The sequence below is a fragment of the Variovorax sp. 54 genome, from assembly GCF_002754375.1.
GTDB lineage: Bacteria > Pseudomonadota > Gammaproteobacteria > Burkholderiales > Burkholderiaceae_C > Variovorax.
Genome location: NZ_PEFF01000001.1, coordinates 2,386,107 through 2,402,004, shown reverse-complemented (window position 1 = coordinate 2,402,004; position 15,898 = coordinate 2,386,107). Strand labels below are relative to the sequence as shown.

Below are 15,898 nucleotides of genomic sequence, written 5' to 3'. Positions count from 1 at the left end.
GTGCAGGGCGCGTCCCTAAACTTTTTCCCACAGGCTGGCGCGTCGCCGGCCGCGAGGAGACCCCTTTGTTCCAAGGCGAAAGTATCGAAGTCCTGCCGTTGCAGGACGGGCTGGTGGAGTTGCGCTTCGACCGGCGCGGCGAGGCCATCAACAAGCTCGACGCGCGCACCGTCGACGAGTTCCGCCAGGCCACCGAACGCATCGCGGCCTCGCCCGCCGTGCGTGGCGTGCTGGTGACGAGCGCGAAAGACGTGTTCATCGTCGGCGCCGATATCACCGAGTTCGGCGCCACCTTCCAGCAGGCCGAGGCCGACATCGCGCGCGGCGTGCGCGCCAGCAACGAGCTGTTCAACGCCTTCGAGGATCTGGCCGTGCCCAGCGTGGTCGCCATCAACGGCTTCGCGCTCGGCGGTGGGCTGGAGCTGGCGATGCTCGCGCCGCTGCGCGTGATGGCCGACACGGCCCAGGTCGGCGTGCCCGAGGTGAAGCTCGGCCTGTTCCCCGGCTTCGGCGGCACGGTGCGGCTGTCGCGCCTGGCGGGCCTGGCCACGGCCATCGACTGGGTGGCGAGCGGCAAGCCGGCCAAGGCGCCGGCCGCGCTGGCCGCGGGCGTGACCGACGAGGTCGCGGCGCCCGAGGCCCTGCGCGACCGTTCGCTCGCGCTGCTGCAGCGTGCGGTGCGCGGCGAGGTCGATTGGCAGGCCGCGCAGCAACGCAAGCGCGCGCCGCTGGCGCTGTCGGCCCAAGAGGCGGGCGCGCTGGTCGAGACGGCGCGCACGCAGGTGGCGGCGCGCAGCGGCAAGCACCAGCCCGCAGCCCTCATCGCGCTCGAAATGATGGCCGAGGCCGCAGGCCGCGACCGCGCGGGCGCGCTCGACCTCGAGTCGGCCGCCTTCGGCCGCGTCGCGAAGACGCAGGCCGCCGCCTCGCTGGTGCAGGCCTTCCTCAACGACCAGGCGCTCAAGAAGCTCTACAAGCGCCACGCGCGCGAAGGCCGTCCGGTGAAGCAGGCGGCCGTGCTCGGCGCCGGCATCATGGGCGGCGGCATCGCCTACACCAGCGCACTGCGCGGCATGCCGGTGCGCATGAAGGACATCGCGCAGCCGCAGCTCGACCTGGGCATGGCCGAGGCCGGCAAGCAGCTCGCCAAGCAGGTGAAGAACGGCCGGCTCGCGCAGGAAAAAGCCGATGCCATTCAGGCGTCGATCGTGCCGCAGCTCGACGAGGCCGGCTTCGACACGGTGGACTGCGTGGTCGAGGCCGTGGTCGAAAACCTCGAGGTCAAGCGCAAGGTGCTGGCCGCGCTGGAAGGCAGCGTCAAGCCCGGCACCGTGATCGCCTCGAACACCTCGAGCCTGCGCATCGACGACATCGCCCAGCCGCTCGCGCGGCCTGAAGACTTTGTCGGCATGCACTTCTTCAACCCCGTGCCGGTGATGCAGCTGGTGGAAGTGATTCAGGGTGCGAAGACGAGCAACGCGGCCGTGTCCACCGCCGTGGGCTATGCCGTGGCCATGGGCAAGACGCCCATCGTGGTGAAGGACTGCCCGGGCTTCCTGGTCAACCGCATCCTCACGCCGTACATCAACGCCTTCGTGCAGCTGGTGGCCGATGGCGCCGATTTCGAGGCCGTCGACCGCGCGATGGAAGCCTTCGGCTGGCCCATGGGCCCGGCCTACCTGCAGGACGTGGTGGGCATGGACGTGGGCGCGCACGTGGGCGACGTGATCGCCGCGGGCTACCCGCAACGCATGCCGGCCCTGGAACGCAATGCCGTGAAGCTCATGGTGGCGAACAAGCGCTACGGCCAGAAGAACGGCGCCGGTTTCTACCGCTACGAGAACGACCCCACGGGCCGACCGCGCAAGTCCGCCGCGCCCGAGGCGCATGCATTGGTTGCCACGCTGCAGCCGCAGGGCCGGCGCGACTTCGCCGATGCGGAGATCGTCGAACGCATGATGCTGCCGATGGTCGTCGAGGCTGCGCACGCGCTCGAAGACGGCGTGGTCGCCACGCCGGCCGAGCTCGACATGGCGCTGCTGCTCGGCGTGGGCTTCCCCGCCTATGCCGGCGGCGCGCTCAAGTACGCCGACTGGCTCGGGCTGGACCGCGTCGTGGCGCTGTGCGACAAACATGCGGCGCTCGGCGCGCCGTATGTGCCCACGGCGCGCATGCGCGAGATGGCAGCGCAGAAGCTGCGCTACTACCCGGTCTGAACGGCAGGCGTTTCGTTTTTCATTTTTCTCTTTCTCTCTCTCACTATCCAAGGACAACAAGAGATGCAACTCGATTCCAGCATTGCCGCCGTCGTCACGGGCGGCGCCTCGGGCCTCGGGGCCGCCACCGCGCGCCGCCTGGCCAGCCACGGCGTGAAGGTCGCGCTGTTCGACCTCAACGAGGCGCAGGGCGAGGCCCTGGCCAAGGAACTGGGCGGCGTGTTCTGCAAGGTCGACGTGACCTCCGAGGAGCAGGTCGATGCAGCCTTTGCCAAAGCCCGCGCCGCGCATGGCCAGGAGCGCGTGCTGGTTAATTGCGCCGGCACCGGCAACGCGGTGAAGACTGCGAGCCGCGACAAGGCCTCGGGCGAGATCAAGCACTTTCCGCTCGCCAACTTCGACCGCATCATCCAGATCAACCTCGTGGGCACCTTCCGCTGCATCGCCAAGTCGGCGGCCGGCATGCTCACGCTCGACACGCTGGAAGACGGCGAGCGCGGCGCCATCGTCAACACCGCCTCGGTCGCGGCGCAAGACGGCCAGATGGGCCAGGCCGCCTACACCGCCTCGAAGGCCGGCATCGTCGGCATGACGCTGCCCATTGCGCGCGACCTCATGGGCGAGGGCATCCGCGTGAACACCATCCTGCCGGGCATCTTCAACACGCCGCTGCTGCAGGGCGCGCCCGACAACGTGAAGGCCGCATTGGCCGCCTCGGTGCCCTTCCCCAAGCGCCTGGGCAACCCGGCCGAGTACGCGACGCTGGCTGAGCTGATGATCACCAACGGCTACTTCAATGGCGAGAGCGTGCGGCTGGACGGCGCGATCCGGATGGCGCCGCGCTGACGCCGGGGCGCAGAAGGGCTGTCGTCAGCCCTTCTGCGCACGCCCCCGCGCCTGCACCGCCTCGCGCCGTGCACGCAGCACCTCGGGCGTGAGCGACGCCGCCCACTCGCGCGTGGCGACCTGCTCCAGCGCCATGCCTTCGGCAAAGCTGCGCGCATGGCCGTCGTCGATCAGGCGCTTGTAGACCGGCAGCATCTCGGGCAGCGCGCTCGCGATGTCGGCGGCCAGCGCGAGCGCTTCGGGCATCAGCTGTTCGGGCGTCGTCACGCGGTTGACCAGCCCCCAGCGCTCGGCCTGTTCGGCGCCGACGAAGTTGCCGCTGAAGGCCATCTCCTTCGCACGCGCAATGCCGATGAGCCGCGACAGCCGCTGCGACAGCCCCCACCCCGGAATCACGCCGACGCGTGCGTGGGTGTCGGCAAAGCGCGCCTCGTTCGACGCGATCAGCAGGTCGCAGGCCAGCGCCACCTCGAGGCCGCCCGTGATGGCCGCGCCGTTCACGGCACCGATCACCGGGCGCGGAAAGTTCGCGAGCGCGGTGGCCACGTCGGTGCCGGCGTTGCCGGTGATCGCGCCCGGGTCGATCTCGCGCAGGTCGAGGCCGGCGCAGAAGGCGCGGCCCGCGCCGGTGAGTATGAGCACGCGCACGCTGTCGTCCTGCGCGAGCGTGTCGAGCGTGCGCACCAGGGCGCGCCGCAGCGCAAGCGACAGGGCGTTCATCGCTTGCGGGCGGTTCAGCGTGAGGCAGGCGCAGCCGTCCTGCGGGCGGGTGAGCAGGAGGATGTCGGCGTCGTCGGTTGCAGGTGTGTTCATGGCGTGTCAGTGTTGGGGGCAGGCCGGGCCGGGGCATCGTCGGAACGGACGAATCCGGCGGGCTTGTCCCGCTCACGACTCGAAACCCGCGCCCGCATCGGCACCATGCGCCGCATTGTCTTCAATCCGTTTTTGAATCCACTGAGAGAAAGAAGGAGCGTCCCACCATGGACTTCAGCCTCACACCGGCCCAGCTCGACCTGCAGGAACGAACGCGCCGCTTCATCGCCGAGGAGGTGATGCCGCTCGAATCCGACCCCCGGCAGGATTCGCACGGCCCCGCCGAAGCGCTGCGCGACGAACTCGTGGCGCGCGCACGCCGCGCCGGCCTGCTCACGCCGCATGCGTCGAAGGAGCACGGCGGGCTGGGCCTGTCGCACATCGACAAGGCCATCGTGTTCGAGGAGGCGGGCTACTCGCCGCTCGGCCCGGTGGCGCTCAACATCCACGCGCCCGACGAAGGCAACGTGCACCTGATGGAAGTGGTGGCCACGCCGGCGCAGAAGGCGCGCTGGCTGCAGCCGCTCATCGACGGCTACGTGCGTTCGTGCTTCTGCATGACCGAGCCGCCGCCCGGCGCCGGCTCCGACCCGTCGATGATGCAGACCGTGGCCGTGCGCGACGGCGACCACTACGTGATCACCGGGCGCAAGTGGTTCATCACCGGCGCCACCGGCGCGGGCTTCGCGATCATCATGGCGCGCATGGAAGACGGCTCGTCGACCATGTTCCTGGCCGACATGAACCAGCCCGAAATCGTGATCGAGCGGCAGATCGACGCGCTCGACAGCTGCTTCACCGGCGGCCACGGCGTGGTGCGCTTCGACGGCCTGCGCGTCCCCGCCGCCGACGTGCTGGGCGCCGTCGGCGAGGGCTTTCGCTACGCGCAGGTGCGGCTCGCGCCCGCGCGCCTCACGCACTGCATGCGCTGGCTCGGCGCCGCGCGCCGCGTGCACGAGCTCGCCACCGACTACGCCCGCCGCCGCCAGGCCTTCGGCCATGCGCTGGTGGAGCACGAGGGCGTGGGCTTCATGCTGGCCGACAACGACATGGACCTGCACGTCTCGCGCCTGACCATCTGGCATTGCGCGTGGGTGCTCGATCAGGGCGGCAAGGGCCGGCACGAGTCGAGTGTGGCCAAGGTGCTGTGCTCGGAGGCCGAATGGCGCGTGGTCGACCGCTCGGTGCAGATCCTCGGCGCCAGCGGCGTGTCGGACGAGACCGTGGCCGCGCGCATCTTCCGCGACATGCGGGCCTTCCGGATCTATGACGGCCCGTCGGAAGTGCACCGCTGGAGCATGGCCAAGCGCCTCGCCAAGGCCTGAGAGCGCAGGGGCGCAAGGCGCCGCCGCCCAAAATCGTCGGTTCCGACGACGCTGTGCGGCGGTGCGGCGCCAACAATGCGCTGGACTGTCGAACCGAACCCATCACCGGAGATTTCACATGCCCGAAGCCTATATCGTCGCCGCCGCGCGCACCGCCGGAGGCCGCCGCAACGGCCGCCTCGCCGGATGGCACCCGGCCGACCTGGCCGCACAGGTGCTCAACGCGCTCGTGGAGCGCACCGACGCCGACCCCGCGCTGATCGAAGACGTCATCATGGGCTGCGTCGGCCAGGCCGGCGAGCAGGCCTCGAACATTGCGCGCAACGCGCTGCTGGCCTCGCGCCTGCCCGAGTCGGTGCCCGCCACCTCGGTCGACCGCCAGTGCGGCTCGTCGCAGCAGGCGCTGCATTTCGCGGCGCAGGCCGTCATGTCGGGCACGATGGACATCGTGATCGCCGCCGGCGTCGAGAGCATGAGCCGCGTGCCCATGGGCCTGCCCACCACGCTGCCGCTGAAGAACAACCTGGGCTTCTACGTGAGCCCCGGCATGGAAAAGCGCTACCCCGGCATCCAGTTCAGCCAGTTCACGGGCGCCGAGATGATCGCGCGCAACTACGGCATTGAGAAAGACACGCTCGACCGCTACGCGCTCGAAAGCCACCACCGCGCCATCGCCGCCACGAAGGCCGGCCACTTCGAGCGCGAGATCGTGCCCGTGGCCGTGCGCATGGCCGACGGCACCGAGACCGGCGAGCTGCACACCACCGACGAAGGCATCCGCTACGACGCCACGCTGGAGAGCATCGCCGGCGTCAAGCTCATCGCAGAAGGCGGGCGCTGCACGGCGGCCACCGCCAGCCAGATCTGCGACGGCGCCAGCGGTCTCATGGTCGTGAACGAGCGCGGCCTGAAGACGCTGGGCGTGAAGCCGCTGGCGCGCATCCACCACATGAGCGTGCTGGGCCACGACCCGGTCATCATGCTGGAGGCCCCGCTGCCCGCCACGCAGCGCGCGCTGCAAAAGGCCGGCATGAAGATCGAGGACATCGACCTGTACGAAGTCAACGAAGCCTTCGCGCCCGTGCCCATCGCCTGGCTGAAGGCGCTGGGCGCCGACCCGGCCCGCATCAACGTGAACGGCGGCGCCATTGCGCTGGGCCACCCGCTGGGCGCCTCGGGCACCAAGCTGATGACCACGCTCGTGAACGCCCTGGGCCAGCGCGGCAAGCGCTACGGCCTGCAGACGATGTGCGAAGGCGGCGGCATGGCGAATGTGACCATCATCGAACGGCTCTGACGAAGCCGGGCGGCCTTTTTGCGCCGCCCACCTGGCAGCGCCCGCGGGGGCGGCGCTGACCTTTTCCGTTCCCTCAAAAAAAGAGATCGACGCATGATTCATGACAACGATCGCGGAGACAAGACGAACACCCCCCTGTTGCGCATCGACGCGGTGTCGGTGCGCTTCGGCGGCATCGTGGCGCTCGACGGCGTCTCGTTCGACGTGCGGCGGGGCCAGATCTGCGGCCTCATCGGACCGAACGGGGCGGGCAAGAGCACGCTGTTCAACTGTCTCTCGCGCCTGTACGAGTGCAGCGCCGGCCGCATCGAGTTCGACGGCCAACCGCTCACGCGCCTGCCGCGCCACCGCATGGCGGGCCTGGGCATCGGGCGCACCTTCCAGAACCTGGCGCTGTTTCGCACGATGACCGTGCGCGACAACGTGCTGGTGGGTTGCCACAGCAAGCACCACGCGGGCTTTCTGCGCAACGCCTTCCGGCTGCCCGGCGTGGCGGCCATCGAGTCGCAGGCGCGGGCGCGGGCCGACCAGCTGATCCACTTTCTCGACCTCGAGGCCGTGGCCGAGCGTGAAGTGGCCGACCTGCCGTTCGGCACGCAGAAGCGCGTCGAGCTGGCGCGTGCACTGGCGGCCGAGCCGCAGCTGCTGCTGCTCGACGAGCCGGCCTGCGGCCTCAACCACGAAGAACTCGAAAGCCTGGGCACGCTGATCCGCGACATCCGCGACCGCCTGAACGTGACGGTGCTGCTGGTCGAACACCACATGAGCCTCGTGATGGGCGTGTCGGACCAGGTGGTGGCGCTGAACTTCGGCAAGAAGATCGCCGAGGGCACGCCGGCCGAGGTGCGCGCGCACCCCGAGGTGATCCGCGCCTACCTGGGTGAAGAGGAAGAAGAAGCGGAGGCGATGGCATGACGACGAACATTCTCGAAGTGCGCGGCTTGCACGCTGCGTACGGGCCGACGCGCGTGCTGCAAGGCATCGACCTCGACATTCCCACAGGCCAGGTCGTGGCGCTGCTGGGTGCCAACGGCGCCGGCAAGACCACCACGCTGCGCGCGCTGTGCCAGATGATGGTGAGCACCGAGGGCCGCATCATGCTGGCCGGCCAGCGCATCGACGGCCGTTCGACCGAGCAGATCGCCAAGGCCGGCGTGGGCCACGTGCCCGACGGGCGCGGCACCTTCCTGGGCCTCACGACCGAGGAGAACCTGCGGCTGGGCGCCTACGCCCGTGCCAGCCGCGAAGGCATCGATGCCGACATGGAACGCGTGTTCGGCTACTTCCCGCGCCTGCGCGAACGCCGTGCCCAGCAGGCCGGCACGCTGTCGGGCGGCGAGCAGCAGATGCTCGCCATCGGCCGCGCGCTCATGGGCAAGCCGCGCCTGTTGCTGCTCGACGAGCCGTCCTTCGGGCTTGCGCCGCTCATCGTGAAGGACATCTTCTCGATCATGCGGCGCATCAACAAGGAAGAGCGCGTGTCGATTCTTCTGGTGGAGCAGAACGCCAAGCTCGCGCTCGACCTGGCCGATTCGGCCTACCTCCTGGAAACCGGCCGCATCGTGCTCTCGGGCACCGCCGCCGAGATCCGCCGCAACGACGCCGTGCGCAAAGCGTACCTGGGCGAATAAGGGCCTCACACCGATGAACGCATTCCTGCACCAACTGCTGGCGGGCCTGGCCACCGGCGGCATCTACGCCAGCGTTGCGCTGGCGCTGGTGATGATCTACCAGGCCACGCACCACATCAACTTCGCGCAGGGCGAGATGGCGATGTTCTCGACCTTCATCGCCTGGAGCCTCATGCAGGCCGGGTTGCCGTACTGGGCCGCCTTCGTCGCGACCGTGGCCTTGTCCTTCGTGCTCGCGGCCGTGGTGGAGTTCACCGTCATCCGGCCCATGCACGACAAGCCGGCGCTGTCGGTGGTGGTGGTGTTCATCGGCCTGCTGGTGATCTTCCACAGCCTGGCGGGCTGGCTCTTCGGCTACACCATCAAGCAGTTCCCGAGCCCGTTCCCGTCGGACGCGTGGTTCGGCAGCGCCATGATGTCGGCGCACGAAATGGGCGCCATCGGCGTCACGCTGCTGGTGGTGCTGCTGCTGTTCGCGTTCTTCCGCTTCACGCCGCTGGGCCTGGCGATGCGCGCCGCGGCGCAGAACGCGGCCTCGTCGCGGCTGGTGGGCATCAATGTCGGTCGCATGCTCATGCTGGGCTGGGGCCTGGCCGGCGCCATCGGCGCGGTGGCCGGGATGATGGTCGCGCCCGTGGTCTTTCTCGACCCGCACATGATGACCGGCGTGCTGCTCTACGCCTTTGCCGGTGCGCTCATCGGCGGCATCGACAGCCCCGTGGGCGCGGTGCTCGGCGGCTTCATCGTCGGCGTGCTCGAGAACCTCATCGGCACCTACGTGGTGGGCACCGAACTCAAGCTGTCGGTGGCGCTGGTGCTGATCGTCGGCGTGCTCATCGTCAAGCCTTCCGGCCTCATGGGCCGCAAGCTGGTCACCCGGGTCTGATCGCATGAACTCTCCTCAAGCTTCCTCCCTGCCGACCGCCATGGCACCGCTCGCCGGGTCGGCCGATGCACGCGCCGTCGCCAAGCCCTCGCGCTCTCCGCTCATGTGGGTCGGCCTGCTGATCGTGCTGGCCATTGGCATCACCTTCGTGGCGCGCGGCTACCAGCTGTTCCAGGCGACCATGGTGATCTCGTATGCCATTGCGCTGCTGGGCCTGAACATCCTCACGGGCTACAACGGCCAGATCTCGCTGGGCCACGGCGCCTTCTATGCCATTGGGGCCTACACCACCGGCATCCTCATGGAGCACGCGGGCGTGCCCTACTGGCTCACGGTGCCGGCGGCGGCCGTGGTGTGCCTGATCGTCGGCTACCTGTTCGGGCGGCCCGCGCTCAAGCTCGAAGGGCTGTACCTGGCGCTGGCCACCTTCGCGCTCGGCGTGGCGATGCCGCAGCTGCTCAAGTACAAGCACCTCGAGGCCTGGACCGGCGGCGTGCAGGGCATCGTGCTCATGAAGCCCGCCGCGCCCTTCGGCCTGCCGCTGAACGAAGACCAGTGGCTCTACCTGTTCTCGCTGTTCGTCGCGGTCGTGATGTTCTTCATTGCCCACAACCTGCTGCAAAGCGGCAGCGGCCGGGCCATGCGCGCCATCCGCGACCACGCCATGGCCTCCGAGGCGATGGGTGTGGACAACAGCCACTACAAGGCGATGACTTTCGGCGTGTCGGCCGCGTACACCGGCGTGGGCGGTGCGCTGTCGGCCATTGCGGTGCAGTTCGTGGCGCCCGATTCGTTCACGCTGTTCCTGTCGATCTCGCTGCTGGTGGGCATCGTGGTGGGCGGCGTGGGCACGCTGTACGGCGCGATCTTCGGCGCCATCTTCATCATGTTCGTGCCCTCGCTGGCCGAGAAGGTCTCCAAGGCCGCGCCCTGGGCGGTGTACGGCGTGGTGCTGATCGCCTTCATGTTCGCGATGCCCGGCGGCGTGGTCGGGCTGCTGCGCAAGCTCCAGGCACGCGTCGCCCGTGCACGATGAAGCGACCCTGATCGAGAACGCACTGCAGCGGCTGGCCGGGCGGCTCGTGCCCGATGGCCATGCGGTGCAGGCCGTGCGCCGGCTTTCGGGCGGCGCCAGCCAACAGACCTGGGCTTTCGATGTGACGACCACCGGCGCGGGCCATGCCCAGCCGCTGGTGCTGCGCCGCGCAGCCGATGCCAGCGGCGCGCGCGCCCTGGGCACCGCGGGCCTGGCGGCGGAAGCGCAGCTCATCGAGGCCGCACGCGCGGGCGGCGTGCCCGTGCCCGGCGTGCGCCATGTGCTGCAGCCGGCCGACGGGCTCGGCGAAGGCTTCGTCATGGACCGCATCGGGGGCGAGACCCTGGGCCGCCGCATCGTGCGCGATGAGCGCCTGGCCGGCGCGCGCCGCGTGCTGGCGCGCCAGTGCGGCGCCGCCATGGCGCGCATCCACCGCCTGTCCGCGCACCACCTGCCGCCGCTGCGCACGGCCGCCGCGCGCGCGGAACTCGACTTCCAGCTCGGCCTGCACCGCAGCCACGGCACCGCGCGCCCCGTGTTCGAACTCGCCTTCCGCTGGCTGCGCGCGAACGCGCCGGCCGACGTGCCCGTGCCGGTGCTCGTGCACGGCGACTTCCGCAACGGCAACCTGATGGTCGGCGAGGAGGGCCTGCGCGCCGTGCTCGACTGGGAGCTGGCGCACTTCGGCGATCCGATGGAAGACCTCGGCTGGATGTGCGTGCGCTCCTGGCGCTTCGGCCACGGCGCGCTGCCCGTGGGCGGCTTCGGCACACGCGAGCAGCTGTTCGAGGGCTACACCGCCGAAGGCGGGCAGGTCGATGCCGATCGCGTGCGCTGGTGGGAGGTGCTGGGCACGCTCAAGTGGGGCATCGTCTGCGAAGCCATGGTGCATGCGTGGCTCAGCGGCCGCGAGCGCGATGTCGAGAAGGCCGCCATCGGCCGCCGCGCGTCGGAGGCCGAGTCGGACCTGCTGGCGCTGCTCGCCCCCGAGGAAGAGGCCGCCTGATGCAGGACCGCCCCGACATCGCTGAGCTGCTCGAGGCCGTTGCCGCCTTCCTGCGCGAGCAGGTGGTGCCGGCCACCGAAGGGCAGGTCGCGTTCCATGCGCGCGTGGCCGCGAACACGCTCGACATCGTGCGGCGCGAAGTGCAGCTCGGCTTCACGGCGCAAGCAAGTGAACTGGCGCGGCTGCACGCACTGCTGGGCCCCGACGCCCCCGCCGAACTGGCCGAAGCCAACCGCCTGCTCTGCACCCGCATCGCCACCGGCGAACTCGACGCCGCCACCCCCGGCCTGATCGACCACCTGCGCCAGACCACGCGCGACAAGATCGCCATCGACCAGCCCGGCTATGCCGCCGGCACGAAGAAGAAAGACTGAGCCATGGACTTCGACCTGCCCCGCGACCTCGTCGACTATCTTGAGGAACTCGACGCCTTCATCGATCGCGAGATCGCACCGCTGCAGGCGCAGGACGACAACGAGCGCTTCTTCGACCACCGCCGCGAATGGGCCCGCACCGACTTCGAGAACGGCGGCCTGCCGCGCCCCGAGTGGGAAGCGTTGCTGGCCGAGGCGCGCCACCGCGCCGACCGCGCGGGCCACCTGCGCTTTGCGTTGCCGGCCGAGTTCGGCGGGCGCGACGGCAGCAACCTCTGGATGGCCGTGATCCGCGAGCACTTTGCCGCACGCGGCCTGGGCCTGCACAACGACCTGCAGAACGAACATTCCATCGTCGCCAACAACCCCTTCGTGCTCGCCATCCGAGATTTCGGTTCGCCCGCGCAGTGCGACGAACTCATCCAGGGCATGCTCGACGAGCGCGTGCGCCTGACCTTCGGCCTCACCGAGCCGCAGCACGGTTCCGACGCCACCCACATGGCAACCCGCGCCGTGCCCGAGGCACGCCACGGTCGCGCCGGCTTTCGCATCGACGGCGAAAAGATGTGGACCACCGGCATGCACACCGCCACGCACTGCGTGCTGTTCGCACGCACCAGCGGGCGTGATGGCGACGCGCGCGGCATCAGCGCCTTGCTCGTGCCTGCCAAGGCCGAGGGCGTGAAGATCGAGGAGTACCTCTGGACCTTCAACATGCCCACCGACCACCCGCGCGTGAGCTTCACGAACGTGTGGGTGCCCGAGGACGCCGTGCTCGGCCCGCTCGATGGCGGCCTGGCCATTGCGCAGCACTTCGTGCACGAGAACCGCATCCGCCAGGCCGCGTCGAGCCTGGGCGCCGCCGACTACTGCGTGCGCGAGAGCGTCAAGTACGCGCGCGAGCGCAAGCCCTTCGGCGAGGAGCTGGCGCGCAACCAGGGCATCCAGTTTCCGCTGGTCGAGCTGGCCACGCAGGTCGAGATGCTGCGCCTGCTCATCCGCAAGACCGCGTGGCAGATGGACCAGATGCCCAAGCCGCAGGTCGAGAAGCGGCTGTCCGACAAGGTCTCGATGTGCAACTACTGGGCCAACCGCCTGGTGTGCGAGGCCGCAGACCGCGCGATGCAGGTGCACGGCGGCATCGGCTACTCGCGCCACAAGCCCTTTGAACACATCTACCGCCACCACCGCCGCTACCGCATCACCGAGGGCTCCGAAGAGATCCAGATGCGCAAGGTGGCGGGCCACCTCTTCGGCTACATGGGGCCGAACCGGGCCACGGCCTGAACCGCTTTCCGACGACGACTGACGACGCAGGCCACCCGGCCACTCAGCAACACAGAAGGAGACACGCGACATGGTTCATTTGCTTTCCCGCCGCACCGCCTTGGCTTCCGGCCTAGTTGTGGGCCTTGCCACGCTCTGCATCAGCCTGCCGGCCCTGGCCCAGAAGAAGCCCGAGGCCGGCGTGAGCGACGCCGAGATCGTGCTGGGCATGCCCATGCCGCTGTCGGGGCCCGTGTCGGGCTACTCGGTGGTCGGCAAGGTGGCCGAGGCCTACTTCAAGAAGCTCAACGAGCAGGGCGGCATCCACGGGCGCAAGGTGCGCCTGTTGATCTACGACGACCAGTACTCGCCGCCCAAGACCGTCGAGGTGGCGCGCCGCCTCGTCGAGGAAGACCAGGTGCTCGCCCTCTTCGGCAACCTGGGCACCGCGCCCAACATGGCGATCCAGCGCTACATGAATGCCAAGAAGGTGCCGCAGCTCTTCGTGCAGTCGGGCGCCGCGCAGTTCGACGACGCCGCCAGGTACCCGTGGACCGTGCCCTTCCTCGGCAGCTACCAGGGCGAAGGCCGCGTGTTCGCGCGCCACATCATCGAGAACCGGCCCGACGCGAAGATCGCCGTGCTCATGCAGAACGACGACCTCGGCCGCGAAGTGCTCAAGGGCCTGCAGGAAGGCCTGTCGAAGCAGGGCAAGGCGAAGATCGTCGCGCAGGCCACCTTCGAGGTGACCGACCCCACCGTCGACTCGCAGGTGGTGCAGCTCAAGTCGTCGGGCGCCGACGTGCTCGTGATGGCCGCCACCGCGCGCACCGCCGCGCAGGCCATCCGCAAGGTCGCCGACGTGGGCTGGACGCCCGACCGCTACCTCAACTTTGCCGCCGCCTCCGTGAAGATGGCCTTCGAGCCCGCGGGCGCCGACAAGGCCAAGGGCGTGGTCGCGCTCGCCGTCTACAAGGAGCCCATGAGCCCGCGCTGGAGCCGCGACCCCGAGGTGCTCGAGTACCTCGAGCTGCTCAAGACCCACGCCAGCGGCGTCGACCCGAGCAACGGCAGCGGCGTGTCGGGCTACATCGTCGCGCAGCTCATGGCGCACGTGCTGCGCGAGGCCGGTGCCAACCCCACGCGCGAGAGCGTGCGCGTGGCCGCCAGCACCCTCAAGAGCCCGCGCATCTCGATGCTGCTGCCCGGCGTGACCATGGCCAATTCGGCCGCCGACCTGCATGCCTATGCGTCGATGCAGCCCGTTCGCTTCAACGGCGTGGACCTCGACCCGGTCGGGCCCGCGCTGAACATGAAGTGAACCCCTTACCTACTCACACCCTTCGGAGCCCACCCATGAGCCAGCCTGACGACCAGGACCCCCTTCTGTACGAACGCGACGGCGACGTCGCCATCCTCAGCTTCAACATTCCCAAGCGACTCAACCCGCTCACCCAGCCGCTGCAGGAGGCCTTGCGCCAGCGGCTCGCGCAGCTGCGCGACGAAGGCGAGGTGCGCGCCGTGGTGCTCACCGGCGTCGGCAAGTCGTTCTGCGTGGGCGCCGACCTGGGCAGCATGGACGCCAGCGCGCCCGGCAGCCTTGGCCAGCGCACGGCCGACGCGATGGAAGCGATGTCGAACCGCCTCATCGAAGACCTGCGCAGCATGCCCTTCCCCGTGGTGAGCGCCATCAACGGCCCCGCCGCGGGCGCCGGCGTGGGCGTGGCGCTGGCCGCCGACGTCGTGCTGGTGGCGCGCTCCGCGTACTTCTACCTGCCCTTCATGCCGCGCCTGGGCATCGTGCCCGACCTGGGCACCACTTGGTTCCTCGAGCGGCTCGTGGGCCGCGCAAGAGCCATTGGCATGTCACTGCTCGGCGAGCGCCTGTCGGGCGAACAGGCCGCGCAATGGGGCCTCGTGTGGGCCTGCGTGGACGACGCCGAACTGCGCGCCCAGGCCGTGGCCGTCGCGCAGCGGCTCGCGCGCCTGCCTGCGCATGCGGCGCACGAGATCCGCGCCGTGTACGAATCGGCCGCGAGCCAGTCGCTCGTCGGCCAGATGCGGCACGAGGCCGAGCGCCAGCGCGAGCTGATCGACCGGCCCGACTTCGCCGAAGGCGTCAAAGCCTTCCTGGAGAAACGCGAGCCCGTGTTCCGCCGGCCATGAGCACAGCTGCAGACACCGCCACCCCAGCAGGCATCGAGTTCGACGCCGACCGCCTGCAGCGCCACCTGCGACAGGCGCTGCCCGCGCTTGAAGGCCCGATGCGCCTGGCGCGCATCGGCGGCGGGCAGTCGAACCCCACCTTCTTCGTCGACTTCGACAACCGCGCGCTGGTGCTGCGCAAGCAGCCGCCCGGCGAACTGCTGCCTTCGGCCCACGCCGTCGACCGCGAGTACCGCGTGCTGCGCGCACTGGCCGCCACCGACGTGCCCGTGCCGCGCACCGTGCTGTACTGCGACGACCGCGCCGTGGTGGGCACGCCCTTCTACGTGATGGAGAAGCTCGAAGGCCGCGTGCTGTCGAACTACGCACTGCCCGGCATCGCACCCGCCGAGCGCCGCGCGTACTACTTTGCGATGGCCGAAACCCTGGCGCGCCTGCACGCGGTCGACCTTGCCGCCGTCGGCCTCACCGACTACGGCCGCCCCGGCAACTTCTTCCAGCGCCAGATCGCCCGCTGGACCCGGCAGTGGGAGGCCTCGCGCACCCGCGAAGACGCCAACATCGAGCGCCTCATCGCCTGGCTGCCGGCCAATTTGCCGCCGGGCGACCAGACCACCATCGCGCACGGCGACTTCCGTTTCGGCAACCTCATGTTCCACCCCACCGAGCCGCGCGTGATCGCCGTGCTCGACTGGGAGCTGTCCACCCTGGGCCACCCGCTGGCCGACGTGGCTTACAACTGCATGGCCTGGCACACCGGCGCCGACGAGTTCGAAGGCATGCAGGGCATCGACCTCGCGGCCGAAGGCATTCCCACGCAGACGGAGTACATCGCCCATTACCAGCAGGCCGGCGGCTGCGCCGAGCCGGTGACGAACTTCCACCTGGCGTTCTCGCTGTTCCGCTTCGCCGTGATCCTCGAAGGCATCGCGGCGCGCGCGAAGAGCGGCAGCGCGGCCGCGGCAGATGCGGTGCAGGTGGGCGCGCAGGCCGCGGGGTTTGCGCGGCGGGCGGTGGCGTTGATCGACTAGCCGGT

General features: G+C 69.7%; 15 protein-coding genes. 14 read left to right on the top strand and 1 reads right to left on the bottom strand.

Going from position 1 to position 15,898, the window contains the following annotated elements; genetic code table 11:
* Positions 1-65: 65 nt before the first annotated feature.
* Both fadB and CLU95_RS11010 read left to right on the top strand, forming a co-directional pair.
* A complete protein-coding gene (fadB, locus tag CLU95_RS11015) occupies positions 66-2,216 on the top strand; it encodes a fatty acid oxidation complex subunit alpha FadB (RefSeq protein WP_099793046.1) in 2,151 nt (716 codons plus the stop codon).
* Positions 2,217-2,279: 63 nt separating this feature from the next.
* The gene (locus CLU95_RS11010; RefSeq protein ID WP_099793044.1) at positions 2,280-3,062 is read left to right on the top strand and encodes an SDR family NAD(P)-dependent oxidoreductase; all 783 of its coding nucleotides are present in this window, start codon (positions 2,280-2,282) and stop codon (positions 3,060-3,062) included.
* A 24-nt stretch (positions 3,063-3,086) separates the two neighbouring features.
* Here CLU95_RS11010 and CLU95_RS11005 read toward each other — a convergent pair whose 3' ends face one another.
* Positions 3,087-3,875: an enoyl-CoA hydratase gene (locus tag CLU95_RS11005; protein WP_099793042.1), complete on the bottom strand. Its 789-nt coding sequence runs from the start codon at positions 3,873-3,875 to the stop codon at positions 3,087-3,089.
* A gap of 167 nt (positions 3,876-4,042) precedes the next feature.
* On the opposite strand from CLU95_RS11005, the gene CLU95_RS11000 reads away from it, so the two are divergent.
* The 12 genes from CLU95_RS11000 (at position 4,043) to CLU95_RS10945 (ending at position 15,893) form a co-directional block, all read left to right on the top strand.
* Entirely contained in the window at positions 4,043-5,200 is a 1,158-nt protein-coding gene (locus CLU95_RS11000) for an acyl-CoA dehydrogenase family protein (RefSeq protein WP_099793040.1), read from the top strand.
* A gap of 118 nt (positions 5,201-5,318) precedes the next feature.
* On the top strand, positions 5,319-6,497 hold the full coding sequence (locus CLU95_RS10995) for an acetyl-CoA C-acetyltransferase (RefSeq protein WP_099793038.1): 1,179 nt from the start codon (positions 5,319-5,321) through the stop codon (positions 6,495-6,497).
* A gap of 93 nt (positions 6,498-6,590) precedes the next feature.
* Positions 6,591-7,412, top strand: a complete 822-nt coding sequence (locus CLU95_RS10990; RefSeq protein WP_099793036.1) for an ABC transporter ATP-binding protein — start codon at positions 6,591-6,593, stop codon at positions 7,410-7,412.
* Entirely contained in the window at positions 7,409-8,128 is a 720-nt protein-coding gene (locus CLU95_RS10985) for an ABC transporter ATP-binding protein (protein ID WP_099793034.1), read from the top strand. The genes CLU95_RS10990 and CLU95_RS10985 overlap by 4 nt, the downstream gene beginning before the upstream one ends.
* 13 nt (positions 8,129-8,141) lie before the next feature.
* Positions 8,142-9,014 (top strand): branched-chain amino acid ABC transporter permease, encoded by an 873-nt coding sequence (locus CLU95_RS10980; protein ID WP_056577629.1) that lies wholly within the window; start codon positions 8,142-8,144, stop codon positions 9,012-9,014.
* Positions 9,015-9,054: 40 nt separating this feature from the next.
* Complete coding sequence (locus CLU95_RS10975; RefSeq protein ID WP_099793032.1) at positions 9,055-10,050, top strand: branched-chain amino acid ABC transporter permease; 996 nt, start codon at positions 9,055-9,057, stop codon at positions 10,048-10,050.
* On the top strand, positions 10,040-11,056 hold the full coding sequence (locus CLU95_RS10970) for a phosphotransferase family protein (RefSeq protein ID WP_257214599.1): 1,017 nt from the start codon (positions 10,040-10,042) through the stop codon (positions 11,054-11,056). Before CLU95_RS10975 ends, CLU95_RS10970 begins: the two co-directional genes overlap by 11 nt.
* The gene (locus CLU95_RS10965; RefSeq protein ID WP_099793030.1) at positions 11,056-11,430 is read left to right on the top strand and encodes a DUF6285 domain-containing protein; all 375 of its coding nucleotides are present in this window, start codon (positions 11,056-11,058) and stop codon (positions 11,428-11,430) included. The genes CLU95_RS10970 and CLU95_RS10965 overlap by 1 nt, the downstream gene beginning before the upstream one ends.
* A gap of 3 nt (positions 11,431-11,433) precedes the next feature.
* The gene (locus tag CLU95_RS10960) at positions 11,434-12,717 is read left to right on the top strand and encodes an acyl-CoA dehydrogenase family protein (RefSeq protein WP_099793028.1); all 1,284 of its coding nucleotides are present in this window, start codon (positions 11,434-11,436) and stop codon (positions 12,715-12,717) included.
* 70 nt (positions 12,718-12,787) lie between these two features.
* The gene (locus tag CLU95_RS10955) at positions 12,788-14,017 is read left to right on the top strand and encodes an ABC transporter substrate-binding protein (protein ID WP_099793026.1); all 1,230 of its coding nucleotides are present in this window, start codon (positions 12,788-12,790) and stop codon (positions 14,015-14,017) included.
* Positions 14,018-14,052: 35 nt separating this feature from the next.
* Positions 14,053-14,862, top strand: coding sequence for an enoyl-CoA hydratase-related protein (locus CLU95_RS10950; RefSeq protein WP_062475225.1), 810 nt, complete (start codon positions 14,053-14,055; stop codon positions 14,860-14,862).
* Positions 14,859-15,893 (top strand): phosphotransferase, encoded by a 1,035-nt coding sequence (locus CLU95_RS10945; protein ID WP_099793024.1) that lies wholly within the window; start codon positions 14,859-14,861, stop codon positions 15,891-15,893. The genes CLU95_RS10950 and CLU95_RS10945 overlap by 4 nt, the downstream gene beginning before the upstream one ends.
* The last annotated feature ends 5 nt before the right edge of the window (positions 15,894-15,898 follow it).

Coding starts and splice junctions, on each gene's coding strand:
- CLU95_RS10950 (WP_062475225.1), top strand. CDS start 14,053: ATGAGCCAGCCTGACGACCAGGACCCCCTTCTGTACGAACGCGACGGC.
- CLU95_RS10980 (WP_056577629.1), top strand. CDS start 8,142: ATGAACGCATTCCTGCACCAACTGCTGGCGGGCCTGGCCACCGGCGGC.
- CLU95_RS10990 (WP_099793036.1), top strand. CDS start 6,591: ATGATTCATGACAACGATCGCGGAGACAAGACGAACACCCCCCTGTTG.
- CLU95_RS10995 (WP_099793038.1), top strand. CDS start 5,319: ATGCCCGAAGCCTATATCGTCGCCGCCGCGCGCACCGCCGGAGGCCGC.
- CLU95_RS10985 (WP_099793034.1), top strand. CDS start 7,409: ATGACGACGAACATTCTCGAAGTGCGCGGCTTGCACGCTGCGTACGGG.
- CLU95_RS10945 (WP_099793024.1), top strand. CDS start 14,859: ATGAGCACAGCTGCAGACACCGCCACCCCAGCAGGCATCGAGTTCGAC.
- CLU95_RS11005 (WP_099793042.1), bottom strand. CDS start 3,875: ATGAACACACCTGCAACCGACGACGCCGACATCCTCCTGCTCACCCGC.
- CLU95_RS10960 (WP_099793028.1), top strand. CDS start 11,434: ATGGACTTCGACCTGCCCCGCGACCTCGTCGACTATCTTGAGGAACTC.
- CLU95_RS10975 (WP_099793032.1), top strand. CDS start 9,055: ATGGCACCGCTCGCCGGGTCGGCCGATGCACGCGCCGTCGCCAAGCCC.
- CLU95_RS11010 (WP_099793044.1), top strand. CDS start 2,280: ATGCAACTCGATTCCAGCATTGCCGCCGTCGTCACGGGCGGCGCCTCG.
- CLU95_RS10955 (WP_099793026.1), top strand. CDS start 12,788: ATGGTTCATTTGCTTTCCCGCCGCACCGCCTTGGCTTCCGGCCTAGTT.
- CLU95_RS10965 (WP_099793030.1), top strand. CDS start 11,056: ATGCAGGACCGCCCCGACATCGCTGAGCTGCTCGAGGCCGTTGCCGCC.
- CLU95_RS11000 (WP_099793040.1), top strand. CDS start 4,043: ATGGACTTCAGCCTCACACCGGCCCAGCTCGACCTGCAGGAACGAACG.